Here is a 25521-nt window from a genome sequence, read left to right as displayed (position 1 = left end):
TTCCTCCGTTTTGTGTGTTATTTGAAAAAACCGGTGCTTACAAGCATTTCAGGGTCAACAAAACTGTAATTCAAATCATTAATAATCACTTCCTGTAAAAAAGGCGAACTTTGGGTGTTTTTAATATCGTCTCCTGTACCCATCCCGTTAAAACTGTCAAACAGTATGGCTGCAGTGCCTTTTGTTGTGGTTATTACAGCTGTTATGCTGCCGGAGGATTCCCGGCCGGGAAAGCGTGAATATGATCCGGATAGGTCAAATACGGGTATAATTGCGCCGTTATAGCCGGTTATGCCTTTTACGGAAACCGGCGCGAAAAGAATCTCTGAAACCTCTATTTTTTCAAGGATTTCCTTTATGCAGCCTGCGTCAAGGGCGGCCTTTATATTCCCTGAACAAAAAAGGGCGTATTGTTTTTTCGTTGTGTTTTTCATATACATAAATATGCCTTTGCGGCGTTAATTACCTGTTAAGAGGGTGTTTTATTTATGTTATATACAAAAAATGTATTAATAACTGTAAGAAAATGAAATGTTAACACGGTTGATCCATTATAAATAAATTAAAAAGTTTAATAAACAGCAGCGGGGTTTTATGACAGAAAAAAAGTTTGTGCAGGAGAAAGATAAAGACATCATAGATGATTTTTACCTTGAAACTGCGGAAAATATTGACAGGGCGGAAAAACTTCTTGCTGTATTTGAACGTGACGGAGGGCAGGATTCAACAAGGGAATTATTCAGAATTTTTCATACAATTAAAGGGGATGCTTTCGCGCTTGAACTTGATGTGCTTGGAAAAACAGCGCATAACGCTGAAAATATGCTGGATTTACTCAGAAAAGGCGCTGTTAAAAACACCCGCGGTTTTATAGGGGTATTATACGCGTTTTGCGCGATGATAAAAGAAACGGCTTCGGTTTCAGGTGAGAAAAATTTTTCAGGAGCGTCCCCGGACGGAAAAACCAATTTTAATACCAATAACGGGCAAAATGAAGGGTATCTGAAAATAAAGCCTGAAAAAGCAAGGGCCTTAATGGCTGTGGTGTTAAAATTAACGGCTTGTGTAAAAACAGTCAAGTTTGCGGCGGAAAAAGTAAAAGACAGGAAAAACGAAGATATAATATTCATGTTAAAAGAGATTGAAAAACTGTCTCATATTTTACCGCAGCTTTTTACAGCCGCCGGCGGTATTAATATGGTAAGCCTTACTCCTGTAATGAAAAAGATGGAAAATGCCGCTTTAACAGCGTGCCGTGCTTCCGGCAAGACGGTTTCTTTTGTTTATAATCTTGGTGCTGATGAAGCTGACAGAAGTGTTGCGGAAAGGATAAGCGAGCCCCTTGCGCATATTATAAGGAATGCGATAGGGCATGGAATAGAAACACCTGAAGAAAGGGTGATAAAAGGGAAAAACCCAGAAGGAAGAATAACTTTAAATACATATTCTGATGAGGGAAATTTTTTTGTTTCAGTCCGGGATGACGGAAAGGGGATATCTGCCGAAGATATAATGGATAAAGCCGTTAAAACAGGAGCGGCAGAAGCGGGCAGCATTATTGATGATACGGGGATTTTAAAGATAATAACACACCCCGGATTTTCCACTGCCTCAGGAATTGATTCGGTTTCCGGAAGAGGTGTTGGCCTGGATGTTGTAAGGCAGTATGTTGAAGATTTAAGGGGGAATTTAACACTAAAGACAAAAAAAGGAGAGGGCTCAACTTTTATAATCAGGCTTCCGGCCAGTATTAATGTGATTGATGGTGTAAAAATTGTTATAAATGGAAGGGTTTTCCTTCTTCCGGAAGCTTATGTTTCCTCTGTGATGTGCGTGTTTGAAAATAACATTGTCAGAGAAAAAAATTCTGATTTTATATATTCCGGATGTGAAAAAATAAAATGTGTAGAAACCGCGCGTATATTTGGCGGCATCAGGCGGTCAAATATAAACAGCAGGATATTTTGTGTTCTTATGTTTGAAGGGTTAAAAGCCGCGCTGGAATGTGATTTGATTCCTGTCACTGAAAGCTGTATGACAGCGGCGGTAGAGTGCATAGATTTAAAAAAAACATATTATTCAGGCGCTGCCTTTGATAAAAAGGGCGTGCCGGTGCTTATAACGGATTGTGTCAAAATAATAAGAGAGGTGAACAATGGAGATTAATAATGTAAACGGGTACAGGCAAATGCTTGCTTCCGCTTATGAGTATCAGGACAGGCTTCATATGCTTATAAATCTTGGTAAAAACCTTAATAGTTTATTGGATATAGACGATATAATGGACGCGCTTATAGAAAGCTCCATAAAACTTTCAGGCGCGCAGACCGGGGCGGCCGCGCTGTTCAACAGAACCAAAGTGGTCTTTAATAAATATGGTGTGAATGGAAGGGTGCTTCCTCTTGAATATAAGTTTCAAAGGGGCAAGGGGATATCCGGGATGGTTATGGAAACCAAAAAACCCTACCTTTGCAATAATACCGACAGAAACCAGTATATGCCGGCAGAAGTTCAAAAAGTTTTTAAAATCAGAAATTTTATATCAGTTCCAATTCTTGGAAAACAGGATGAATTTTTTGGTTTTTTTGAAGTCTACAATACCAGGAATCTTGAGCCTTTCAGCCAGATTGATGTTGATTTGTGCGTTGACCTGGCGGGATTTGCGGCTACGGCAGTTGATAATTCAAGGTTGTTAAATGAAATTAACAAATTCGGCGAAGAAATGGAGTTATTGGTCTCTGAATTGGCTTCGCAGAGCGTCAGCAAAGAACCCCTGTAAACACATCCTGTTCGCTGTATGCGGAAGTTTCATCCTGATCTTCAGCCGCGGTTCCGGTTATTAATTTTATTATTTTTTCCCAGGAATAATTTTCAAGCACGTTTCTTCTTGCTTTAAATTTCATAATTTCGTGCACTGCGGGAAATTCACTGCTGTTTTTGAAAAAGTCCCTGACAGCTGTAACCCACTGATCCTTACAAACCGGCAGGACATAACCAGTTTCTTTATCTATGATGATTTCCTGCGGCCCGCCTTTGTCGGAAACTATTGCGGGAATTCCGCATGCCTGCGCTTCAAGCACTGACATTCCAAAAGTGTCCGTGACGCTGGGGAACATAAAAAGATCCGCGGAAGAGTAGATTAAGGGCATGTTTTCCTGAGGCTGCCTGCCTAAAAAATATATTCCTTTTAAACCGGCGGTATTCGCGCGAAGATTGTCCAAATATGGACCGTCACCCGCAATCAGAAGTTTAAGATCATGAAATTCAGGAAGCAATGACCGGTATACATCTGATAAAAAATCAAGATTTTTATCGCGGGATATTCTGCCGGTATAAAGAAGAACACGGCCGTTTTCCGGAATACCAAACTGTTCCTTTAGTTTTACCCTTGCATCTTCAACGGGTTTTATTAAAGAGGTGTCAAGGCCGCGCCTGAAAACGGACATTTTTGAAGTGTCATAGCCGCGGTTTTTAAGTGTTTTTATATATTCCCGGGACGGAACCTGAACGCTGTCAGAGAGTGAATAGAACCATTTTAAAGATGAATCAACAAGCGTTTCAATGGCGGAATCCGAAGTGATTTTAGCCGCCTGAAGCGAAAAATCCGTATGATAAATGGAAGTGGCTTTTATGTTCAGTACTTTTGCGGCCAGAAGCCCAAGAAGCCCTACCGGGCCCGGAGTTGAAATATAGATTTCATCAGGATTATATTCATATATTTTTTTAAGCGACATAAGCATAGACGGAATTTTCAAAGAGCACGCTTCATAATAAGGTACGGAGAAACTGTAAATAGAATCCAGTTTAAGGGGGGATTCTTCCGCGCAGGAAACCACGCTGATATCACGTTTCATCTGCCGCGCGTGAGACATAAGGTTATTTAAAGTTACCGATACGCCGTTTAAATCTTTATAGGTGTCTGTAAACCAAAGGATTCTTTTTCCTTTAGAAAGCATATTGGGGCAGTATTTTGATTTCAGGCTGTTAATAAGGCCCCTGTTTGTGTTGAAGTGGTGCAGTGAAGTGAAAAAGGGAACTGAGAGGAATCCCGCCGGGATTAAAGCTGAAATGTTTTTTATAAGGGCTGTTATATCCCCGTTTTTAAAGTCGGTCTGCAGGGATGAAAAAAAGCCGGTCAAAAAGGTATCCGCTATTTTTGAAACGTTGGAATGAACCAGCTCAAAACGTTTTTCCGCGGGGGTATTTTTTTCCATTCCAAGTTCTTCAACCAGATTGGTCAAAAGAAGATTTACTTTGTTTTCGTTTTTTTTCGCGTTGTTTTTAATATGGTTAACTTTCATTTTGTCCTTTAATGAAAGTTTGTCTTTTTCGAATATAAATTCGCTCAGGCTTTTGAAAAGGCTGCCGCCGGAACCGGAGCTTTTTGTCTTTGAAAAATCATATGCGATTTTATAAATCGCAAAGACAAAAGATAAGTAATTATTATGCCTGCCGCCCGCGCTGCATTGCTTATCTCGTAACGCGTCTATAACTTCCTGCGGGCTGTCTGCCTGAAAAATTGTGTGGGTTTTGCCGATAAAAATACCCGCGTGGTCATCGCTGCCTCCGGTCATTCCCTTAATCCAGGGGTTACGGCTTGCCGGCCTGATACGGTATTTGTTTTCAAGGCGCTGCAGGTGTTCTTCTGTAAGCGATGAAAGAACCTCTGTCCACACGGAATTACTGTGCGAATCTCTTGCGCCGTTTCTTGCTTCAAAGACATCAAATAAAAGTATAAGCTTTTCCAGGTGCTCCAGAGTAAGGATGTTATTTACCGAATAAGTCGCGTGAGCCACGGAATGCGCCAGATTTTCAGAGAGCAGGTAATCACGCAGTTTATATATGTTTTCCCTTTTGTTTTCAATCTCACCGAACTGGTTTTCCGTGGGATTGTAAATTAAAAGGTGAATTTTACAGCCGTCTTCAGGAAAATAAACCGTGGATTCAACCCCGGGAATAACATTTTCCGGGTGCAGTTTCTTAAGTATCATTGATGCCTTTATGCAGTTATGATCGGTTACCGTGACAAAATCCATACCGGCTTCCATGCACTTTTTATAAATAAATTCAGGGGCGGTGTATGATTCCGCCGTGCCAAGTTTCTGAAGAAACCATTCCGAAGGCCTGTCTGAAAAACTTGAATGCACGTGCAGGTCTGCTTTTTTCATAATGTTCTCCTTTGTGTACCTGACTAATTAAACAATATTAGAGGGTATTTACGATTAAGACAGGGTTATTATTTTGTTAAGGGCGCTTTATAGAAAGTTAATAAATACTTTAATGGATTTTCACAAACACAGGGCATAATCTCTCTGATAAAGACAATTGAGGAGAATAGATGAATAAAATTAAAGTTAAAGGAATCAGCCGGCGCGAAAGCGGCGGCGCTATCCGTGAAATCAGCGATATTCCGCGGGAAGTTACGGATAAGGACGCGGAATATTTAAGAAAAGTTATATTTTGCGGAATCAGCCCTGAAAAAGAAAAAGAACTGATTTTACCGGAATTAGTTGACACTAAAGAAACTGCTGTGCTTGCCGTTCACTGGCATCCGGAATTTGTACCTGTTGACCTTGCTTTAAGAAGGGTAAAAGCGTCTTTTCCGAATGCGGCAGACAGCCTTATTATTCCGACGCAGCATAACGAAATACTTGAACTTGAGGGTTTTTCCGGGGTTGAAGTTGACTGTTTTTCTCCGGAATTCAACAGGAAAGTCCAGCTGCTTCTGCATTTTAAGGGTTTTAAATCTGAAAAGGCGGCGAAACTTGTATCAATGATATCACACACCTTTTTATACCGTTCAAGCCAGATGTATGAGTTTTTAAACGCGTTAAACGGAATGTCGCCCGCAGAAAAAAAGATTAAAAAAACTGCCGCTGAAGCAACAGGGGTACCGGCGGAACTTGTTGAATTTACGGTAATATACGCGAAAAAGTTTGCGGCCCTTTTCAGGCAGAATGAAAAATTTATACTGCCGGGTATTATTAAAAACAAACTTATCAGGAATTTTTTTGATGAGCTTCGGAATGTATATGACGCGAGAGTTATAGACATGTGCCAGTTGTTTCTTAAAGCCGTGAAGGAAGAAGTGAAAAAAGGATTCAGCCATGATTACTTTTTTAACACGCATGAAGTGATTGAAGAAGCAAGGGTGGCGGGGGCGGGAATAGTTGTCCCTCACCCGGAGCAATTCTGGCCTATACTGCTGGCTGATTATGATATTGACGGTTTTGAAGTGTGGAATCCGCAGTCAAGAGAATTCACGGAATTTCTTATTAATGTAACCGCTAATAATAAATCAAAAAGAAGAAAACTGGTATTTATGGGAGATGACACGCATCTTGGGGAAAAAGTACGCCCCAAGGAGCTTCAGGAAGCGGAAAAATCAAAAAGGGAGATAGGGTTTCAGCCGGCATGGAAAGAACCGGAAATACAAAATGCGCTGAAAAAATGCGGTTTTTCAAAAGAGAAAACAATTAAAGAGTATAAAAACAGGCTTTAAGCGGAGGTGTTAAATGAGCACGGTGAAAGACGAGTTTGAATATGAATCGCTTCAGGATAAAGAATCGCTGATTAAATACCTTGACGCGTTAAAAGATGGTTTTATGCAGGGCAAAATTATACTGGGCAGCGGCGATAAAAAAATAATACTGGAACCGGCAGAGCTGTTAAATTTAGAGGTACGGGCCAGAAGAAAAGGCAGAAGTATAAAACTGTCGTTAAAGTGCTGGTGGAAAAACGGCGAAAATCCCGGGAATTTTAAAACAGATACGCTTGTCATTGAAAGCAGAGAAGAAGCAAGAAAATGAGAACCGTGAAAAAAGCGCATGAAGATTTAAAAGGGTTTGAAGAAACACTTCAGTTTTTGTCAATTGAAGTGGTAAAACAGCTGCAGGACGCGTGCCGTGTCCTTGATTCGCCGGAAGAATGCCTTAAATTATCGGAACGTATCCAGGCTAAAGATGACTGTATTGATAATATGAAGAACGCGATTGAAAGCAAAAGCGGCACGTATCTTGAAGAAAATAAGGAGATTTCCAGAAACGAGATAGATTATGTAAGGGCTGCCGTTGTCATAAGTGCTAACCTTGAACATATTGCTGACCACGCCGTAAACATTTCCAGGCAGGTAAAATACCTTATAGACAAGCAGTTCATGAAGAACTTTAATCATAGTGATTATTTTGAAGTGATTATACCGGCAATCAATTTAATAGTGAAGGCTCTGAAAAAAAAAGATGTTAATCTTGCGATGAAAATATGTAAAGCGGAGTCTGAAATTGACGTGCTTTATGCCAGCACGCTAAACGATATTATTACCGGATTAAAATCAGGCGGGTCCGCGGAAAACAGCATAACCGCGCTTTTTATTTTTCAGCATCTGGAACGTGTCGGGGATTGTATTTTAAATATAGGAGAGGCTGTTATTTCCGTTGTATTCGGGGAACGGATAAAAATTCATCAGTTTGAAGCGCTTCGGCACAATAGTGAAGATGAAAATATGATGATGGAATCTGTAGGCGAAACAAAATCCGGCAATACCATAAGAAAAGTATTTGAAAAAAACGGCGGAAACACCAAAGGGGTTATTTTTAAAGAAGGTATTGCTTTGAAAATAGAGAAAGAAAAAGAGAGTATTGAAAAGTGGCAGAAAATAATGCCGGGAATTGCGCCTGCGGTGCTTAATTTTAATAAGAATGGCAGGAATGCGTCCATTGTTCTGGAATATATCAAAGGTTCCACGATTAAAGACATAATAATAAACGGGCAGATGCCTGCTGTTAAAGAGTCTTTAAATGCGATGACAGAAAAAATGGGCGGTATATGGCAGTCCACAAAAGAAACCCGGCCCGTAAAAGGATGTTTTATTAAACAGCTGATGGACAGGCTGGAAGATGTTTATGCTGTTCATCCGGAATTTAAAAAAGGAAAAAGCGTAATAGGCAGGATGGAAACAATGTCACATGAAGAAGTTCTAAAAAAAGCCATGGAAGCGGAAAATGTACTGTTTGCGCCTTTTTGCGTTATGCTGCACGGGGACTGCAACGCTGATAACATAATTTATGACACAGACAGAAAAAAAATAAGCTACATAGACCTTCACCGTTCAGGCGCCGGAGATTACGTTCAGGATGCTTCTGTTTTTATCGTCTCAAATTACAGGATGCCGTTTTTTGACCGCGACATACGGATGAAGATTGATTTTGTAATAAATGAATTTTTTATGTTCGTGTCTGATTTTGCTTCAAAAAATCAGGATAAGACTTTTGAATTAAGAATGGCGATGGCGCTTGCAAGGTCGTTTATGACTTCAACACGGTTTCAGCTTGACAAAGATTTTTCAAAGGCAATGTATATGAAAGCGTTTTATCTTCTTAAAAAAGCGGCTGAATATTCGCAAAAACCGGAAAGTTTCAGGCTGCCTTCCGGAATTCTTGAATACTGGGGTAATTAAAAGTGAAAAAAACAGGTGTAATTGGAATTCCGGGCGGATGGTCAACCGAAAAAATGTGTCAAAGCATTAAAGCTAAAACAGGTTCTGTGATTCTGATTGATATGGCGCAAGTTACAGCTGATTTTGAAAAAAACACGCTTTTTTATAAGGGTGAAGACCTGTCTGAACTTGATGCTGTAATTATAAAAAAAATAGACAGTGAGTATTCCCCTGCCTGTATTGACAGGCTGGAAATGGCGGGAATGCTGAAGAGGCGCGGGGTAAAAGTTTTTTCAGATCCGGATACAATGAAACAGATGATAGGCCGCTTAAGCTGTACGGCGTCTTTAAGGGAGGGTTTGATTCCAATGCCTCCGACTTTTGTAACCGCTGATGCCGTGCTTGCGTCAGAGGCGGTAAGAGATTTTGGAAAGGCTGTATTGAAGCCGTTATTCTCAACCAAGGCAAGGGGCATGAAAGTTATTGATGCCGAAACTGATAATGTTGATGAATGCGTAAGTGATTTTATAAAAGCCGGGAATCCCATAATATACATTCAAAAAATAATCAACATCGCTGATAAGGACCTTGGCATAACGTTTATAGGCGATGAATATATAGGTACTTATGCAAGGATGAAAAATGAAGGCGCGTGGAACACTACAATTAACAGCGGCGGAAAGTATGTTAAGTATAATCCTTCGGATGAAATAATAAATCTGGCAAGAAAAGCGCGTGATATTTTTAAACTTGATTTTACATGTGTTGATGTTGTTGAAGCTAAAGAAGGGATTTTTGTCTTTGAAGTATCGGCTTTTGGCGGTTTCAGGGGGCTTTTAGACGCGTGCGGTATTGATGCCGCCGGAATATACGCTGATTATGTATTAAAGGAGGCAATGAGGTGATAGAAAGCATAAGTGTTGAACAGTTTAATGAGACAATAAACAGATCGGTAAGGATAAAAGGCGCTGTTACGCTTAATTTTGGCGGTTGTGTTATCAGGGTTGAATCAAATTCTGAAAATCTGTTAAAAAAACTTTCTGATTATTACGGTGAATTCACGGATGAAGCGCTGAACGCGGATATTGTTGTTAAAGCCGTTGACGGTGAAGCCCCTGATTTTGACCTTAAATTCATAAAAAAGCAGCCTGAACCCGGCAAGAAAAAAATAAAGGAAGAGTACGCGGATATCGCGGGAGGAAGGATAATAAAAAAGATAATTACCGGGATGGTATTTCTTACCGGTAAAAATGTCAGCACTGCCGTCGGGCCGTGCGCGTTAAATGATAATCAGATTGTAAATTTTATAAACAACAGGTATATAGAATGGCTTTTAAAAAAAGGCGGCCTTTTAATGCATGCGTCAGGAATATGTTATCAGAATAACGGCATGTGTATAAGCGGATTTTCAGGCGCCGGAAAATCCACAATGGCGCTTAATATGATGAGGCGGGGCATGAAATTCATAAGCAATGACAGGGTAATTGCAGTTAAGGAAAAAGGCGGGATTGTTATGAAAGGGATACCTAAGCTGCCAAGGGTTAATCCGGGGACTGTACTTGGGAATTCCGCCCTGATAAATGTTATTCCCGAGGAGGAAAGGGAGGAATATTTCAGAATACCTGTTGATGAACTGTGGGAGCTGGAACATAAATATGACGTTAAGATTGATGAAGTTTTTGGAAAAAACAGGTTTGTACTTGAAGCGCCGATGAAATCACTTGTGATTTTAAACTGGAAAAGGGGAGCGGAACAGAAGGTTAAATGTGAAAAAGTTGATTTGTACAGAAAAAGGAATCTATTACCGGCTTTTATGAAGGATACAGGGCTGTTTTTTATTCAGTACAGCGGAGAAATGCAGTACGACGGTACTGAAGAAGCATATTTGAAATTGTTTGAAAACATGCCGGTTTATGAGATTACAGGAGGTGTGGATTTTGATGAGGCTACCGAAATTCTTATTGAGATTATTGAAGGTTCAAACGCTGAAAAAAGGAGGTGAAAATTTAATGTCAAAAAAAGAAATTGAAGCAAAATGGGATGTTGATATGGAAAAGGCTGCCGTATATTTTGAAGAGCTTGCGAAAAGCATGAGAACAGGAACAATTTATATCAGAAGTTCGGAGGAAATTGTGGTTCTTAAACCGTCAAAGATTATTGAAATTAAAGTGGAAGCCTGCAGTAAAAAACACAGCGAAAAGATTGAAATAAAAATGTCGTGGGAAAAGATACAGGAAAACGGGCAGGACCTGACAATAAGCCCCGATAAAAACTGAACCGGAGGATTGTATGGAAAAAAAAGAGGTTGGCATGGAAGGTTTGATGGAACTTAATGACGCTGTAGGCTATCTTGAAGGCATCGTGAAAAGCCTTAAGGAAGGAAAGATTTTTGTTCAGAAAGGGGAGGAAGTTGTGGAGCTTAACCCCGAGAAGAATGTTTTTTTTGAACTGAATGTAAAACAGAAAAAATCAAAAGAAAAAATATCAATAGATCTTTTTTGGGGGAAAAACACAAAAGAAGAAAAAGAAGAAGAACCGGAACAGGTTGTTATTTCTTCAAAAGGGCCTGCGGGGTATGGCACGGAAAAAGAATAAAGCAAATAAAAAAGCGCTCTTTATACAAGGGCGCTTTTTTTATTTTTAAATAATAACGGTATTTTATCGGTATATTTGCTTTTTATTAACAGTAATAAGCCATTATAACTGTGTAAAAAACAATAGAGGGGTAAAAAATGTATAAAGAAATGCAGTCGTTCTTATGGACGGAAACAATTCTTCAAAGTATGGAAGACGCTGTTGTTGCTGTAGATGATGAAATAAAAGGTGTTTTTTTAAACAGGGCCGCCCAGCAGCTTTTTGGAGCTAAAAATGGAATAACTGCCGAAGTGTTTTTTGAAACGCTTACGCCGTCACAATTAAAAGACAGCCTTATAAAGGTGATACGCAGTAATAAAAGAAAAAAGATTGAAATAGAGATAAAAAGATCCGGAATTTTGTTTTATTATGCCGTTATACTTGTTCCAATAAAGGAAAATGGGGGCGGGCGTCCGGGATGTGTTGCTGTTTTAAGGGATATCACTGAAAAAAAGAAACTTGAAGAAATGCAGTCGGAATTTTTAAATATGGTTTCACATGAGTTAAGGACTCCTTTGACTCCTATTCAGGTTTACAGCGAGCTGATAAGCGGGGGAAAGTGCGGGATTGAAAAAGCAAGGGAGTATTCACTTATCATTAACCGGGAGATAAAAAGGCTTGGCGCGCTTATTGGAGATGTGCTTGACCTGTCAAGGCTGGAAGCAGGTAAAGAAATACCTTTATCACGCGAGCATAATGACCTTATAAGCATAATTTGTGAAGTTAAGAACACATTTTCAGCGTCTGCGGGCAGGCATAAAATAATATGTGATTGTCCGGTGCCTGTAAAAGTTTTCGCGGACAGGGATAAAATATCACAGGTTTTAATCAACCTTATCTCAAATGCCGTAAAATATTCGCCTGAAGGGGGAAGTATTACAATAAAGGCGGGTGAATCAGCGGAGGAATCATTTTTTTCGGTATCTGATGAAGGCATAGGAATATCTTCGGAAAATTTAAAGAAAATTTTTGATAAGTTCTACAGGGTGCAGGACAGTAAAATTAAGTCCTCTGCGGGAGGGGCAGGCATAGGGCTTTCAATAACAAAGCGCATAATAGACCTGCACGGCGGCAGGATAACTGTAAAAAGCGAAGAAGAAAAAGGAAGCGAATTTTGTGTATTCCTTCCTAAAAAAGAAAATACAAAAGAGGTGACAGAAAATGGAAAGGAAAAAAATTTTACTGGCTGAAGATGAATCTTCCGTAATGTGTGCCATCGTAGAAACGCTTTCTCCTTACTATGATGTAAAAGCCGTGGAGAACGGGAAAAAAGCCGTTGAAACGGCTGAAAAAAATGTTCCTGATCTTATTATACTGGATATAATGATGCCTGTAATGGATGGAATAACCGCGTGCAGGGTTATAAGGTCAAAAAGCAGCCTGCGAAAAGTTCCGGTTATGTTTTTAACCGCAAGAGGGCAGGTAACTGATGTTGAAAATGGATTTAATGCCGGCGCGGACAGTTATATAATAAAGCCTTTCTCCGCGGCAGTTCTGCTGAAAAAAATAGAGACTGTTTTTTCGAAAGTCAGTATCAGGGAAAAAATTAAGCGGTAATTTTTCACTTAGAAAACAGAGCGGTTTTTTTATAATGAAAATTTGTTTTCCCCCCTTTTATTGTGTATAATGATTGTGGATCCAATACCGGGAAATCAGGAACAGGGCGGGTGGTTTGGACACAATCCGCGGGACGGGTTTGAAGCCCGAATAAAATTAACCCCACCGGATTTTTCCAAACCGCCTTTTTTGTAAGATGACAAACACGAGTGCTAAGAGGGTAAAAATGGGGAAAACAGGGACTGCACGCGTACTGGTGATTTTTTTTGTTTTAATTTTATTTTTTCCTGTCTATATAATGCCTGCCGGGACAATATCTGAAATTAATGTTGTAATTGATGACAATTATCCCCCCTATTCTTTTCGCGAAAAAAACGGCGAACTTGTCGGTATTTCAATAGACCACTGGAAACTTTGGGAGAAAAAGACGGGTATAAAGGTAAATATTGAAGGGCTGCAGTGGAGCAGCGCGTTTGAAAAAATGGATACAGGCAAGGCGGATGTTATAGATTCAATTTTTAAAACTCCGGAAAGGCAGAAAAAGTACCTGTTTACCCATCCGTACGCTGTTATAGAGGTTCCCGTGTTTTTTCATAAAGATATATCCGGTATCCGTGATATAGAGTCGCTTCATGGGTTTAAAATAGGCGTAAAAACGAATGATGCCTGCATTGAGGTGCTTAAAAAGAACGGCATAACGGAAATGACAGAATACAGCGATTACGCGGAGATTATTGCCGAAGCCGCCGCGGGTATGATAAAAGTTTTCTGCGTGGACAAGCCGCCGGCGATATATTATCTGAATAAAAGAAAAATAGAGGATGATTTTAAGTACAGTATGAACCTTTATACAGGGGCCTTTCACAGGGCTGTGAATAAAAACCGGACGGAACTGCTGGCTGTTGTTGAAAAAGGTTTTAACGCGATAAGCGCGGAAGAATATAAAAAAACAGATGTTGCCTGGCGCGGCGCGGAAATAATCAGCAGAAGGGAATTGATACTTTTTTTGTCGATTTTTGTGGCTTTAAGTTTCTTTGTTTTCATGGTGCTTTTTGTCTGGAATAAGTCCTTAAAGAATGAAGTTGATAAAAAGACAAAAGAAATTAAGATTACTCTTGATGAGTTGAGATTAAGCGAAAACCGTTTTAAAGCCATATTTGAATCCTCTTTTGATTTTGTCGGGCTGCTGACCGCGGATGGAAGTATAATTGATGCCAATAAAAGGTCTTTTGATATATTTTCCGGTTCTTTTGAAAATGTCAAAGGTATAAAAATCTGGGATGTTCCGTGGCGGTATATCAATGAGGCTGACAATAAACAGCTGAAGTATGGCGTAGAGGAAGCTTCTAAGGGGAAAATATTCAGATATGAAACAAGTATCCGTTTTTCTGACGGCAGGGAAATAAAAGCGGATGTATCAATTTCCCCTGTAATGGGAAGGGACGGCAGGGTTGAAATGATTGTGATAGAAGCAAGGGATATAACGGATATTTTTACGGCACTGGAAGCGGTAAAGGTGTCTGAAGAAAAATTCAGGAGCCTTGCTGAACAGCAGATGATGGGAATTGTTATAGTGAAGGAAGGTAAGGTGGTCTTCGCGAACAAAGGTTTTTGTGACCTTTCAGCCATTGATTATAAAGAGGCGCAGATGCTTACGCTTGGCGGTTTTCTGGCAAAACTACAGGATGAAAATGGAGTGGTTACTGAAGAACGGTTTAAAGAGTGCCGTCATGAGATTACATGTAATTTGATATTAAGGGATAATAAAGGTGAAGCAACGTGGGTGGCGGTTAATAAGAAAGATATAATGTTTGAAAATTCTGCGGCAACCCTTATAAACATTATTGATATATCACAGGTAATAGAAGCGCAGAAGAAACTTGAGATTACAGTGGAAGAGCTTTTAAAATCAAATGAAGAACTTGAAAAATTCGCGTATGTGGCGTCGCATGACCTGCAGGAACCGCTGCGTATGATATATATATATTCGGAGCTGCTTATTAAAAAGTACGGCACGGACATAAACGCGGAAGGAAAAGAATACCTGGATAATATAATGAACGGGGCCTTAAGGTTAAGGCAGCTTATTAAAGACCTTCTGGAATATTCAAGGGTTGGCAATAAAAGCAAAGCAGAGCCTTTTACGGACGTGGATATGAATGAAGTTGTACAGACCTGTATTATGGATATGAACGCGGCCATACAGGAGTCTAATATAAAAATAAGCAAAGGAAATCTTCCGGTTATACGCGCGGCAAAAACGCAGATGTTAAGGCTTATGGAAAATCTTACAGGCAACGCGGTTAAATTTACAAGAAATGTTAAAGAACCCGAAATTACAATTTCCGCGGAGAAAAAGGGAAATGAGTGGGAGTTCTGCGTAAAAGACAACGGCATAGGAATAGAAGAAGAGTATAAGGAAAAAATATTTGAAATATTTGAAAAACTGCACAGCCGGGATGAATATGAAGGCACGGGAATAGGGCTTGCAGTCTGCAGAAAAATAGTAACCCAGCACAAAGGAAAAATATGGGTAAGTTCACGCGTAAACGAAGGCGCCGCTTTTTATTTTACTGTTCCGGCTGATTAAATCTGCGGCTTCTTTTTTCCATAATCCATTCCAAGTATTTTTGGCAGGGCAAAATCAATTATCGGCGAAGGTACGTGAAGTTTAAGCCACTCTGTCAGATAATTTTTTGCTATCATATATCTTGCTTTCGGGTGTTTTTTTAAAGATATGCGGTATATTTTTTCCGCGCATTTTTCCTGCGAAAGCCTTCCCGCGGGATTTAATATCACCTTTTTTTCCATTATCTCAAAAGATTTAAGGTATTTTTTGTCAAAGTGCCGGAAATACTTCTGCCTGGCATTTTCCCACCCTGTTTTCCAGATAGGCGTTTGAATTCCTGCCGGTTCAATAAGGATTGTTTTTATTCTGTGAGGTATAAGTTCCCTTCTCAAAGAGTCGCAAAAACCTTCAACGGCAAATTTAGATGAGCAGTAAGGGGAAGAAAACGGGGTGGCAACTTTTCCGGCGGTGGATCCTATTACTATTATAGTTCCGCGGGATGAAATAAGATGCGGGATGAAATCTTTTACAAGGGCCACCATACCAAAGTAATTTATGTCAAATGTTTCCCTGTAGGCGGCAATCGGAAGGTTTTCCGCCGGGCCAAACACGGCCACCCCCGCGTTATTGATAAAATGAGAAAGGCTGAAGCCTTTTTGCAGTATTGACAGGGCAAAATTATAAAAAGCTTTTATATCTTCGGTAAGCCTGAGATCCATTTTTTTCTGAAAAAAGTCATGGGAGGAATTTATCGTGGAATTATAAAGAAAAGAAGCAGCCACTGCGTAACCATTTTTCAGATATGTTTCACAAAGGCTTTTTCCTATACCTGAATCACACCCTGTAATTACAACAAGCTGTTTTTCCATATACACCCCCTGCAATACTAATTGTACAGTATGCAATGGAAAAAACAAATGCGTGAAAAGCAGATGGTTGGAAGGTTAGATGCTTAGAAGGCCGGCAAGAGCGAAAGATAAAGCAAAGGCTCCGCTATAGCTTAATTGCTTAATCAGCTGAATAGCTATGTTTTATATAATGCTTAGCCTCGCCATTATTTCCGTGTGGTATGTCTGGGCAAATTGGTCCAAAGGCGTCATTTCATCAAGGTGGTAATGCGATTTTAAATCCGCTATATCGCGGGCAAAACTTGAAGGGTTGCAGGAAATATAAATAAGCGTTCCTATTTTGGCTGCCTTAATCGCGCTTATTACGCGCGGGTGCATCCCTGAACGCGGCGGGTCAATTACCGCGGCGTCAAAGGATTTGTCTTCCAGAACCCTGTCTATTGTGTCTTCCACTTTGCTTGTAATTATGTTTACGTGTGATATCTTATTCCATTTGATTATTTCGCGCAGGTTCTGGGCAGCGTCCCTGTCTGCTTCAATTACGGTTATGTCCCTGAATTTTTTATGCGACGGAAGGGTAAGCGCGCCGACACCGCCGTACAAATCCAGGACAGATGCCCTGTCAGGGATTTTCTTGCCGACAAATTCAGCCATTTTTTCCATCATAACCGCGTTTACCTGAAAAAAGGCGCTGTTATTAAGTTTAAACGAGATGCCCGCGGCGGTTTCTATTATAGACGGCCTGCCGTAAAGAATTTTTTCTCTTGAACCAAAGACATCATTTGTCTCTTCCATGTTAAAGTTGATAAGAATACCCGCTATACCGGGCTGTGCCTGCAGCGCCTGAGCGGCACGCAGGATAAACTGTTTTGGCTCTTTGCCGTTTACCACAAAGGTGATAAGCGCGTCGCCGCGGCTGTTTATTCTTATTGTCACGTGGCGCAGGTAGCCTTTATGTTTTGAAGGGCTGTAAATGGACGCGCTGTGCGGGTTTTCGTTTATAGAGTCAGTAATTATCTTTGCAAGCAGGTTTATTTTCGGGTGCAATAACAGGCACTCATGAATACCTATGACTTCGTGGCTGCGCGCGCGATAAAAGCCAAGTGAAACTTTGCTTCCAATTACCGCCGGCCTGTATTCCGCCCTGTTGCGGTAATGAAGCGGTTCTTCATAACGTATTAAAGGCTTCATAGGCGGGTTTTTAATTCCGGCGGTCTCTTCCATTAGGGACTGTATTATGTCAATTTTAAAATTTGCCTGTGTTTCGTAGGGCATATTCATAAAATCGCAGCCGCCGCATTCGCCAAAATAAGGGCATTCGGGTTTTGTGTAAAAAGGCGACTGTTTTGTTACGGATACCATTCTTGCCTGAATAACTTTATTTTTTTCTTCTGTTATTCTGGCGGTAATTGTGCTGCCCGGAAGCGCGTACGGGACATAAACCGTGCTGTTTTCAAAGCGCGCGATTCCGTCGCCGCCATAGGCAAAGCCGTCAATTGTAAGGGTAATATCCCTGCGCGCGGCAGATGTGACGGACGGCTGCGCGGGGCGCGCCGATGGCTGCCTGTTATTGCCGTGTTTTGCCTGTAAGTGCTTTTTAGGACGCCTGTCTTTTTTTATCATGGCTGATATAATACAGCATGACAGGTAAAATTGGAAGCGCCGAAAACAGCGGGCGCGCCGGGTTTCAAGGGTATGGAAATAGGGGTTAAAAAATGTTATTATATTGGCTTATTAAAGGTTTAAGAATATTAAAAAAAGAGGTAAGGCATAAATGCTTCAGGTAAACAATTTGACTTTGGAATTCGGCGAACAGATGATATTGGACGATGTAACGTTTAATATTCACAGCGGGGAGCGTATCGGCCTTGTGGGCAGAAACGGCTCCGGCAAGACCTCGCTGTTTAAACTTATTTCCGGAGAACTTAAACCGGACAGCGGCACGCTTTCGTTACCCAAGAATTACACTATAGGTTATTTAAAGCAGCACCTTGATTTTACCCAGCCAACCGTGCTTTTGGAAGCATGCCTTGGTTTAAGCGAGGATGAAAAAGACCAGGTATGGAAGGCGGAAAAAATGCTGTCCGGACTTGGATTCTCTGAAGACGACCAGTTAAGGTCGCCGGCGGAATTTTCCGGCGGGTTTCAGGTGCGTTTAAATCTTGCCAAAGTGCTTCTTGCAGAACCGCACCTTTTAATGCTTGACGAGCCTACAAACTATCTGGATATCATATCCATCCGCTGGCTGGCAAAGTTTCTGCAGCGCAGGGAAAATGAACTTTTAATAATCACCCACGACAGGGAATTTATGGATACTGTCACCACGCACACAATGGCGATACACAGGAACAAGATAAAGAAAATTCAGGGGCCCACAGAAAAACTTTTCAGCCAGATAGCCGCCGAAGAGGAAATTTATGAAATTACAAGGATGAAAGAACAGAAGATAAGAAAAGAAGCGGAAGATTTTATAAACCGTTTCCGCGCGCAGGCCACCCGCGCTTCCATGGTACAGTCGCGTATTAAAGCGCTTGATAAAATGGAAAAAAAGGACGAACTTTCAAACATCCAGGAGCTTGGCTTTAAGTTCAATTACAAAAATTTTGAAGCTAAGATGCCCTTAAGGGTAAAGAACCTTTCTTTTGGATATACAGATGACAGGATGCTTATAGAAGACCTTTCAATTGACGTGGAAAAAAGGGACAGGATATGCGTCATTGGAAAAAACGGCAAAGGAAAGTCCACTTTACTGCGCCTTTTAGTGGGCGAGTTGGAGCCAAAAGAAGGAACCGTAAAATTACATCCTGAAGCCAGTGCCGGGTATTTTGGGCAGACCAATATAGAAAGGCTTGATTCGTCGCTTACAATTGAAAGGGAACTTTCAAAAGTAAGGCCGGATTTAAAATACAGCGAAGTAAGAAAGGTCTGCGGCGCTATGATGTTTTCCGGCGACCTTGCGTTAAAACAGATATCCGTACTTTCCGGCGGGGAAAAAAGCCGCGTATCGCTGGGTAAAATTCTGCTTAACCCCGCGAATATATTATTGCTTGACGAACCAACAAACCATCTTGACATAGAGTCGTGCGATTCTATGGTGCTGGCGCTGGATAACTTTGACGGCGCTGTTATCATAGTAACGCACAGCGAGCTTTTTCTGCACCACCTTGCCAACAGGCTTATTGTTTTTAACAGGGATAAAGTTTCTGTTTTTGAAGGGTCATATCAGGAGTTTCTTGATAAAGAAGGATGGGAAGAAGACGAAAAGAAACCAAAGAAACAGAGAGTTGAAAAAGACAGCATAAAGCAGAAAAGCACGCGCGAAGAGCTGGAAAAACAGCATAAGAGAATCGCGGCAAAGATAACCGAAGCGGAGAAAAAGATAGATGAAAATGAAGAGTTTATGGAAGCGCTTAACATAAAACTGGCTGACGCCTATACCAACGGTGAAAAAGACATAATTCAGCAGTTAAAAGCCGAATATGACGAGTTCCGCAAAAAAATGGACAACGGGTACAGGGAACTTGAAGTTATGATAGAAGAGATGGATAAAATAACATCAAAGCTAAAAGCCGAAGAACAGGCCTAGGTTTTTTTGCAGTTTAAATTATTTTGATTTTGTTTTGGTAGACGCGGGTCTTCAGCCCGCGGTTGGAGCGAGCTTGCGAGCGGAAATCCACGCGATGAAGCGAATATATGAGCGAAAGAAGCGGGGACATCTTTAATAAGGGTTATGTGTATTTTTTTAGTTCACGCCGCGAATTGGTATTCTTGCATCCAAACAAGCTTGAAATCATCAGAGAGGTTAACGTCATTGGCAATCGGGGGCTCGCGCAACATCCGAATCTGCCGTCGTGGCATTAAATCCGTCCTGCCGCATATATAGTAAACTTGCGCGGCGCTTCTAAAAAAACACACATAACCCTTATTTGTTTGTTACTGCAGTTCGATTGTATTATGATCCGCCTATCTGCCGAGCCGCTGAGCCGCAGTCTTTATAATTTATGTTATAATAATTATGGAAACAAATACATTCCCTGGAGGGTGCTATGCCTGAAGAAAAAAACGGGATTTATTTCAGGAAGTGGGGGGTAAAAAAACCTAAAGCGGTCATCATCGCGGTTCACGGAATGGGGGCGCATACTGACAGGTGGAAATTTCTTGCTGAATTTATGAACACGAAAAAAATCGCGGTTTATGCCGTTGAACTTAAAGGTTATGGTGTACTTGCGCAGGAACCGGGTTATGCGAAATCTTTTAAGGTTTATTACAGGGACATTGCCGCGCTAAAAGCCATGGCAATAAGCGAAAATCCAAACGCGCCTGTTTTTATAATCGGCGAATCTATGGGCGGGTTAATATCACACATTAACCTTATTGAATATGACCAGAATTACAGCGGAGTTATTGAAGTTTCGCCTGCGTATATGGACAATATGAAGATGAGTATTGGCTACAGGTTAAATATCTTTTTAAACTCTGTCATCAATCCCAAAAGGCCTTTTGCGATGCCGTTTAAAAGCGAGGAGCTTACCCACGATAAATCGGTTTTGCAGTGGCTTAAAAAAGAGAAAAAAGAGCACCGTTTTGCGGCGGCAGGCCCGCTTAGGGAAATTCTCTTAAAACAGATTAAGGCGGGGTTTAAAACCGGCAGTATAAAAATACCCGCGCTGTTTCTGATAGCGGATCAGGATTATCTGATTAACACAAAATCAATGGAAAGTATATTTGGTAAAATCAAATCTGAAAAACGCCTTATTAAATATGAAAATACATATCACGCGCTTACAATAGAAAAAGACAGAAAGAAGATTTTCGCGGATATTTATAAGTGGATGACAGAGACTGTAAAAAAAGGCGGCGGAATTCAGAACACAAAGTGGAAAAAATAAGGGGTCAGTATCAGGGGGTTAATATGAAAAACTTATTAATAGGTGATAACGGAGAACCTGTTTTTGGTTTTCATAAAGGGCCTATAGAAAGCCTTAATATTAATCAATATGTGCTGCCGGGCAAGTTTAAAATGCAGCCGTTGGGAAGAAAATTAATGGAAATTTTCCGCCATAAAAGATGGCTGTTTACCGGAATATACTGTAAAGATCTTATTTTTGGCATGGCAATTGTCCACGCCGGATATCTTTCTGAATTATTCCTGTATGTTTTTGACAGAAAAGATAAAAGCATAAAAAAATATGATTTTCTTGTCCCGTTCGCGTTAAATACAAAATTTACGGGAAGCGCGTCTGATGGGGAATTTAAATTTAGAAATTCAAGGGCTGACGCGAAGGTTATATTAACCGCAAAAGAGGCTTTGGTTAAATGCGAAATTCATAAAAAAGCTAAAATTGACATAACGTTTACGCGCTTTGCGGACAGCTTAAATCTTGTGACAATGGAAGGTAATCAAGGCTTTAACTATACAATGAAAGAATGCGGAATGAAGGTTAAGGGTGCTATGAACATTGAGGGGATGGTATATGTCATTGATAAACCCATACCTGCCGGCAGTATGGATTTTTCGTTTGGCGTTTTACAAAGGCGTACTGTCTGGGACTGGGCGTCAGGGTGCGGAACGGACACAAAAGGTAATAATATCAGCTTTAATTTTTCCCGCGGCATAAATAAAAACGGACACTCTGAAAACGCGTTCTGGATTAACGGCAGGCGGTTTGACGCCGGAATAACAAATTTTTGCTACGATGAAAAAGATATGATGAAAGAGTGGAAAGTGGAAAATAAAAACGTAAATATTGTGTTTAAACCGGAAGGGCAAAGGGCTGCCAATATCAATGTCCTTTTAATAAAAAGCGTTTATACCCAGCCGTTTGGCAGATTTTCAGGATATATAAAGGACGGAAAAAAGAAATATATTATCAAAGAAGCGTACGGCGTAACAGAAAAACACGAAGCAAAATGGTGAGTTTTTAACCCATAGATTATTATCCCATATCCCATAAATAGACCATAAACTATCATGATGTCAGAAAGTTTAATTGAAGTATTTAGTTTTACTTCCGTCCCTCTGTCCCTCTGTGCATCCGTCCCTCGCGATTTTTCTTCCAGGCCGCCCTGCAGGGTTGGGTATATTTTTTCAGGGCGCGCCGCAAATTGGTATTCTTGAAGGTAAACAATCTTGAAATCAGCACTATGTTAATGTCATTGACAATGGGGAACTCCCGCAGATACGGATTTGCCGCCGAAGCATTAAACCGCCCCTGCCGTATAGGCACTGTGCTTGCGCGGCACACCCTGAAAAAACACACCCAACCCCCGCATGTGTTAATCTAATTTTCGAATCTAGAATTTTGATGTTTTTGGTTTTCACTTCCAAGCCACATAGCTGCCAAGCTGCGGTTTTATTTATGGGATATGGGATAAAAGTTTATGGGATAGTGCTCTTTATTTCTCTTGCCGCTACCACATTTATTCCCGACCCCAGCGCGTTTTCAAGGATAATCTGATTTATCTTCACCGGGGCGGTTACTTTTATTGTCCTTAATGCATCTGCAAGTTCCATTATTTTATCCTTAGGGACAGGTGATTCTGTCCAGACAGGGCATAAAGGCAGCTCTCCTCCAATTACCTCCACGGTTGTGGTAAGTGTGCGGCGCGGGTCGGTTACTTCCGCTTTTACATAATCAACGCCAAGTTTGCAGTTGTTGCCGGTAATTTCTGTTATGACGCCGCTGCCGTCAAGCGTGGTGGTTATTTCGCACCCTTTGGGGCATCTGATGCATATGAATTTTTTTGTCATATCGCCCTCACTTTTAGGGCGCCGGATATACCTGCGGTTTTTTCCATGAAAAGTTTTGGGTTTATTTTTAGCGTTATCATCTCCGCGGGGCGCGCGTATTTTTCCCTGAATGAAAGCACCACATTATCGCCGTCTGTCAGTTCGATTTTAACAGGGGAAGGGAAATCTTTTGTGACCCTAAGTTCAATTAAAATTTGGCCTTCATCGTTTAATCTTTTATTTATTGCCTGCGGCACAACTGTCCTTACGTTTTCGCCGGGCGTAATTTTAATTGTGTCCGGCGATGACGGGTTTTTTTCAGACGCAAACAATGCCGCGTTTTTACCCGCGGTAAAGCCTGCTTCAGAAACATAATCCACAAGGTCATATATTGTGACAACGTTACCCGCGGCAAAGATGCCGGGTATATTTGTAGCCATTTTTTCATCAACTTTTGGCCCGCCTGTAAGCGGGTCAAGTATAACTCCGGCTTTTTTTGAAAGCTCGTTTTCAGGAATTAATCCCACTGACAAAAGCACGCTGTCACAGGCAATAATATTTTCTGTTCCCGGAATCTGTTTTAAACTTTCATCAACTTTTACGGTCTCTATGGATTCAACCCTGTTATTCCCGTTAATTGTTTTAATTGTGGTGGAAAGTTCCAGCGGGATATTAAAGTCCTGCAGACACTGAACGTAATTTCTGCGTAATCCCGTCAGGTAGGGCATAAGTTCCACAACCTTTATTACGTTTGCCCCTTCAAGCGTAAGCCTTCTTGCCATTATCATTCCAATATCCCCGGAGCCAAGTATTACAAAGTTTTTACCCGGCATAAACCCTTCTATATTTACCAGTCTCTGCACCATGCCCGCGGTAAAAACGCCGGCAGGCCTTGTGCCGGGAATTCTTATCTGTGCCCGTGTGCGCTCCCTGCATCCCATTGCCAATACTATCGCGCCCGCTTCAAACTGCATAAACCCGTTTTTGCTGGTAGCGTAAATAACGCGCTCTTTGGTGATGTCAAGTACCATTGTGTCAAACACCATTTCTATCCCAAGTTCCAGCGCCTGCGTGATGAAATTGTGCGCGTAAGAAGGGCCGGGCATGTCCTTTTTAAATATTACGGAGCCGAATCCGTTATGGATGCACTGTGTAAGTATGCCCCCCGGTTCGTTGTTCCTTTCTATTATAAGTACACGCGCTGCGCCGGTTTTTTTTGCCTCTATAGCGGCGGCAAGCCCCGCAGGCCCGGCGCCGATTACTATGACATCGTAGATTAAAGGCATTTTGTCCTCCGAAAAACCAGATTGCTGCCTTTTCCTTTTTTTGTAATTTCTGTTTCGTCAATTCCAAGTTCGCGTGCCAGTATCTGTATCACGCGCGGATAATCAAAGGCGCCCTGGCAGCGGCCTGTGCCAAGCCACGTCCTGCGTTTTATACCGTCATACGTGCGCGCAGGCACAGGGGAATGAATGGCGTCTATAATTTCGCCTTCTGTCACTTCTTCGCAACGGCATACAATTCTTCCGTACGCTGGGTTTTGTTTCACAAGCTGTGCTTTCTCCTCCATAGACATTCTGTGAAAATGGGGGAAGGGTTTTCTTACGGGGTTCCAGGATTTTTTTTCTTTAAAGTTTTCTCCGCCTTCTTTCATAAGTTCTATTGCTTTTAACGCAATTGCGGGCGCGGAGGCAAAGCCCGGAGATTCTATCCCGCATATATTTATAAAACCGTTTACGCTTTCAGGCCTTTCAATAATAAAGTCCCTGTCGCCGCTGCCTTTGGCGCGTATGCCTTCATACATTGCAATCGCATTGCGCTCGTCAATTGAAGGGATAAGTTTTTTTGCACCCGAAATTATCGCGGCCATGCCCGAATCGGTGGTTGATGTGTCCTCTTTATCAGAAGCGGGTTCATTATCAGGGCCTATTAAAATATTGGCGTGGGTTGTGACAGACACAAGCGTGCCCTTTCCAAGGCCGGACGGCACAGGGAACAGGACATTGTTAATCTGAAATTTTGCCGCGTCAAATACAAGATAGCCGCCTTTGCGCGGTATTATTTTGAAATCTTTTCTTATACCGGCTTTGTGCGCGGCTTCATCGGAATAAAGCCCTGCCGCGTTTATTGCCCAGCGGCATGAAAAACCGCCTTTGTTTGTTTTTATTCCGGTGATTTTACTGTCTTGAAAAATAAAATCAGTAAATTCCGTTTCAAACAGATACTGCGCGCCGTTAGTTACGGCATTTTCTGCCGCCGCAAGCACAGCGCCAAAAGGGTCTATTACCATAGCAGTGGGAGCCCACAGCACGCCCGAAACCAGCGGGTTAATAAGCGGTTCTTGTTTTATAAAGTCTTTTCCGTTTATAATCTCCAGCCCGGGAATTTTGTTTGCCCTGCCGTTTTCAAGAAGTTCATCAAGCGCGGGAAGTTCCTCTTCTCCTATTGCCGCGACACAGCTGCCTGTTTCTTTGTGCATGATTCCAAGTTCGGGCGCAAGTGTGTGCCATATTTTATTTCCTTCGGCGTTCATTACGGCTTTCACAGAGCCGGGTTTGGGGTCATAGCCCGCGTGAATAATAGCGCTGTTGGCGGAAGAAGGGCACATGCCTACGTCCGCCTGTTTTTCAATGACAAGTATGGAAAGTTCATACCGTGATAAATAGCGCGCGATAAGCGAACCGACAATGCCGGAGCCGATTATAATTACATCATAGTTTGTTTTCATCTGTCCCTTTTATAATTGTTT

22 protein-coding genes are annotated in these 25521 nt (G+C 41.4%); 15 read left to right on the top strand and 7 right to left on the bottom strand.

What is annotated here, in order from left to right; all coding sequences use genetic code 11:
• Positions 1–17 precede the first annotated feature (17 nt).
• Entirely contained in the window at positions 18–434 is a 417-nt protein-coding gene (locus JXR81_05870; GenBank protein ID MBN2754381.1) for a chemotaxis protein CheW, read from the bottom strand.
• Between the two features lie 160 nt (positions 435–594).
• On the opposite strand from JXR81_05870, the gene JXR81_05865 reads away from it, so the two are divergent.
• Together JXR81_05865 and JXR81_05860 are read left to right on the top strand one after the other, a co-directional pair.
• Positions 595–2166, top strand: coding sequence for an Hpt domain-containing protein (locus JXR81_05865; GenBank protein MBN2754380.1), 1572 nt, complete (start codon positions 595–597; stop codon positions 2164–2166).
• Positions 2156–2779, top strand: a complete 624-nt coding sequence (locus JXR81_05860; protein MBN2754379.1) for a GAF domain-containing protein — start codon at positions 2156–2158, stop codon at positions 2777–2779. Before JXR81_05865 ends, JXR81_05860 begins: the two co-directional genes overlap by 11 nt.
• Here JXR81_05860 and JXR81_05855 read toward each other — a convergent pair.
• Entirely contained in the window at positions 2760–5168 is a 2409-nt protein-coding gene (locus tag JXR81_05855) for a glycosyltransferase (GenBank protein MBN2754378.1), read from the bottom strand. The two genes, JXR81_05860 and JXR81_05855, sit on opposite strands and share 20 nt — an antisense overlap.
• A gap of 170 nt (positions 5169–5338) precedes the next feature.
• Between JXR81_05855 and JXR81_05850 the strand changes: the two genes are divergently transcribed.
• The 10 genes from JXR81_05850 (at position 5339) to JXR81_05805 (ending at position 15215) form a co-directional block, all read left to right on the top strand.
• The gene (locus JXR81_05850; GenBank protein MBN2754377.1) at positions 5339–6502 is read left to right on the top strand and encodes a hypothetical protein; all 1164 of its coding nucleotides are present in this window, start codon (positions 5339–5341) and stop codon (positions 6500–6502) included.
• A 13-nt stretch (positions 6503–6515) separates the two neighbouring features.
• Positions 6516–6809 carry an amphi-Trp domain-containing protein gene (locus JXR81_05845; protein ID MBN2754376.1) on the top strand — a complete coding sequence of 98 codons (294 nt, stop codon included), beginning with the start codon at positions 6516–6518 and terminating at the stop codon, positions 6807–6809.
• Complete coding sequence (locus tag JXR81_05840) at positions 6806–8455, top strand: phosphotransferase (GenBank protein ID MBN2754375.1); 1650 nt, start codon at positions 6806–6808, stop codon at positions 8453–8455. Before JXR81_05845 ends, JXR81_05840 begins: the two co-directional genes overlap by 4 nt.
• Positions 8456–8457: 2 nt before the next feature.
• Positions 8458–9339, top strand: a complete 882-nt coding sequence (locus JXR81_05835; protein MBN2754374.1) for a GAK system ATP-grasp enzyme — start codon at positions 8458–8460, stop codon at positions 9337–9339.
• Complete coding sequence (locus JXR81_05830; protein MBN2754373.1) at positions 9336–10436, top strand: HprK-related kinase B; 1101 nt, start codon at positions 9336–9338, stop codon at positions 10434–10436. Before JXR81_05835 ends, JXR81_05830 begins: the two co-directional genes overlap by 4 nt.
• Positions 10437–10443: 7 nt before the next feature.
• Complete coding sequence (locus JXR81_05825; protein ID MBN2754372.1) at positions 10444–10710, top strand: amphi-Trp domain-containing protein; 267 nt, start codon at positions 10444–10446, stop codon at positions 10708–10710.
• A gap of 13 nt (positions 10711–10723) precedes the next feature.
• A complete protein-coding gene (locus tag JXR81_05820; protein ID MBN2754371.1) occupies positions 10724–11029 on the top strand; it encodes an amphi-Trp domain-containing protein in 306 nt (101 codons plus the stop codon).
• Between the two features lie 137 nt (positions 11030–11166).
• The gene (locus JXR81_05815) at positions 11167–12258 is read left to right on the top strand and encodes a PAS domain S-box protein (protein ID MBN2754370.1); all 1092 of its coding nucleotides are present in this window, start codon (positions 11167–11169) and stop codon (positions 12256–12258) included.
• Positions 12230–12625 (top strand): response regulator, encoded by a 396-nt coding sequence (locus JXR81_05810; protein MBN2754369.1) that lies wholly within the window; start codon positions 12230–12232, stop codon positions 12623–12625. The genes JXR81_05815 and JXR81_05810 overlap by 29 nt, the downstream gene beginning before the upstream one ends.
• Before the next feature lie 226 nt (positions 12626–12851).
• Complete coding sequence (locus JXR81_05805; protein ID MBN2754368.1) at positions 12852–15215, top strand: transporter substrate-binding domain-containing protein; 2364 nt, start codon at positions 12852–12854, stop codon at positions 15213–15215.
• Here JXR81_05805 and JXR81_05800 read toward each other — a convergent pair.
• A complete protein-coding gene (locus tag JXR81_05800) occupies positions 15212–16063 on the bottom strand; it encodes an SDR family NAD(P)-dependent oxidoreductase (GenBank protein ID MBN2754367.1) in 852 nt (283 codons plus the stop codon). The genes JXR81_05805 and JXR81_05800 overlap by 4 nt on opposite strands.
• Before the next feature lie 162 nt (positions 16064–16225).
• Complete coding sequence (rlmD, locus tag JXR81_05795; protein ID MBN2754366.1) at positions 16226–17665, bottom strand: 23S rRNA (uracil(1939)-C(5))-methyltransferase RlmD; 1440 nt, start codon at positions 17663–17665, stop codon at positions 16226–16228.
• 151 nt (positions 17666–17816) lie between these two features.
• Between rlmD and JXR81_05790 the strand changes: the two genes are divergently transcribed.
• The 3 genes from JXR81_05790 to JXR81_05780 all read left to right on the top strand — a co-directional run bounded on the left by JXR81_05790 (position 17817) and on the right by JXR81_05780 (position 21959).
• The gene (locus JXR81_05790) at positions 17817–19628 is read left to right on the top strand and encodes an ATP-binding cassette domain-containing protein (GenBank protein MBN2754365.1); all 1812 of its coding nucleotides are present in this window, start codon (positions 17817–17819) and stop codon (positions 19626–19628) included.
• Positions 19629–20088: 460 nt separating this feature from the next.
• Positions 20089–20931, top strand: a complete 843-nt coding sequence (locus JXR81_05785) for an alpha/beta fold hydrolase (GenBank protein MBN2754364.1) — start codon at positions 20089–20091, stop codon at positions 20929–20931.
• 23 nt (positions 20932–20954) lie between these two features.
• The gene (locus JXR81_05780; GenBank protein MBN2754363.1) at positions 20955–21959 is read left to right on the top strand and encodes a DUF2804 domain-containing protein; all 1005 of its coding nucleotides are present in this window, start codon (positions 20955–20957) and stop codon (positions 21957–21959) included.
• Between the two features lie 462 nt (positions 21960–22421).
• Here the strand turns inward: JXR81_05780 and JXR81_05775 are convergent, their stop codons facing one another.
• Genes JXR81_05775 through JXR81_05765 form a run of 3 tightly spaced genes read right to left on the bottom strand, consistent with a single transcriptional unit; the run spans position 22422 to position 25500 of the window.
• Positions 22422–22793 carry a DUF1667 domain-containing protein gene (locus JXR81_05775; GenBank protein MBN2754362.1) on the bottom strand — a complete coding sequence of 124 codons (372 nt, stop codon included), beginning with the start codon at positions 22791–22793 and terminating at the stop codon, positions 22422–22424.
• Positions 22790–24058: an FAD-dependent oxidoreductase gene (locus tag JXR81_05770; GenBank protein ID MBN2754361.1), complete on the bottom strand. Its 1269-nt coding sequence runs from the start codon at positions 24056–24058 to the stop codon at positions 22790–22792. Before JXR81_05770 ends, JXR81_05775 begins: the two co-directional genes overlap by 4 nt.
• On the bottom strand, positions 24049–25500 hold the full coding sequence (locus JXR81_05765) for an NAD(P)/FAD-dependent oxidoreductase (protein ID MBN2754360.1): 1452 nt from the start codon (positions 25498–25500) through the stop codon (positions 24049–24051). Before JXR81_05765 ends, JXR81_05770 begins: the two co-directional genes overlap by 10 nt.
• Between the last annotated feature and the right edge of the window lie 21 nt (positions 25501–25521).

It is taken from the genome of Candidatus Goldiibacteriota bacterium (genome assembly GCA_016937715.1).
Lineage (GTDB): Bacteria > Oederibacteriota > PGYV01 > PGYV01 > PGYV01 > PGYV01.
Note: the sequence above shows the minus strand (reverse complement) of the source record. Positions and strands in the feature narration are given on the sequence as shown.

Excerpts from the sequence above, each read along its gene's own strand:
- JXR81_05870 (MBN2754381.1), bottom strand. The coding sequence starts at position 434 with ATGAAAAACACAACGAAAAAACAATACGCCCTTTTTTGTTCAGGGAAT.
- JXR81_05865 (MBN2754380.1), top strand. The coding sequence starts at position 595 with ATGACAGAAAAAAAGTTTGTGCAGGAGAAAGATAAAGACATCATAGAT.
- JXR81_05860 (MBN2754379.1), top strand. The coding sequence starts at position 2,156 with ATGGAGATTAATAATGTAAACGGGTACAGGCAAATGCTTGCTTCCGCT.
- JXR81_05855 (MBN2754378.1), bottom strand. The coding sequence starts at position 5,168 with ATGAAAAAAGCAGACCTGCACGTGCATTCAAGTTTTTCAGACAGGCCT.
- JXR81_05850 (MBN2754377.1), top strand. The coding sequence starts at position 5,339 with ATGAATAAAATTAAAGTTAAAGGAATCAGCCGGCGCGAAAGCGGCGGC.
- JXR81_05845 (MBN2754376.1), top strand. The coding sequence starts at position 6,516 with ATGAGCACGGTGAAAGACGAGTTTGAATATGAATCGCTTCAGGATAAA.
- JXR81_05840 (MBN2754375.1), top strand. The coding sequence starts at position 6,806 with ATGAGAACCGTGAAAAAAGCGCATGAAGATTTAAAAGGGTTTGAAGAA.
- JXR81_05825 (MBN2754372.1), top strand. The coding sequence starts at position 10,444 with ATGTCAAAAAAAGAAATTGAAGCAAAATGGGATGTTGATATGGAAAAG.
- JXR81_05820 (MBN2754371.1), top strand. The coding sequence starts at position 10,724 with ATGGAAAAAAAAGAGGTTGGCATGGAAGGTTTGATGGAACTTAATGAC.
- JXR81_05815 (MBN2754370.1), top strand. The coding sequence starts at position 11,167 with ATGTATAAAGAAATGCAGTCGTTCTTATGGACGGAAACAATTCTTCAA.
- JXR81_05810 (MBN2754369.1), top strand. The coding sequence starts at position 12,230 with ATGGAAAGGAAAAAAATTTTACTGGCTGAAGATGAATCTTCCGTAATG.
- JXR81_05805 (MBN2754368.1), top strand. The coding sequence starts at position 12,852 with ATGGGGAAAACAGGGACTGCACGCGTACTGGTGATTTTTTTTGTTTTA.
- JXR81_05800 (MBN2754367.1), bottom strand. The coding sequence starts at position 16,063 with ATGGAAAAACAGCTTGTTGTAATTACAGGGTGTGATTCAGGTATAGGA.
- rlmD (MBN2754366.1), bottom strand. The coding sequence starts at position 17,665 with ATGATAAAAAAAGACAGGCGTCCTAAAAAGCACTTACAGGCAAAACAC.
- JXR81_05790 (MBN2754365.1), top strand. The coding sequence starts at position 17,817 with ATGCTTCAGGTAAACAATTTGACTTTGGAATTCGGCGAACAGATGATA.
- JXR81_05785 (MBN2754364.1), top strand. The coding sequence starts at position 20,089 with ATGCCTGAAGAAAAAAACGGGATTTATTTCAGGAAGTGGGGGGTAAAA.
- JXR81_05780 (MBN2754363.1), top strand. The coding sequence starts at position 20,955 with ATGAAAAACTTATTAATAGGTGATAACGGAGAACCTGTTTTTGGTTTT.
- JXR81_05775 (MBN2754362.1), bottom strand. The coding sequence starts at position 22,793 with ATGACAAAAAAATTCATATGCATCAGATGCCCCAAAGGGTGCGAAATA.
- JXR81_05770 (MBN2754361.1), bottom strand. The coding sequence starts at position 24,058 with ATGCCTTTAATCTACGATGTCATAGTAATCGGCGCCGGGCCTGCGGGG.
- JXR81_05765 (MBN2754360.1), bottom strand. The coding sequence starts at position 25,500 with ATGAAAACAAACTATGATGTAATTATAATCGGCTCCGGCATTGTCGGT.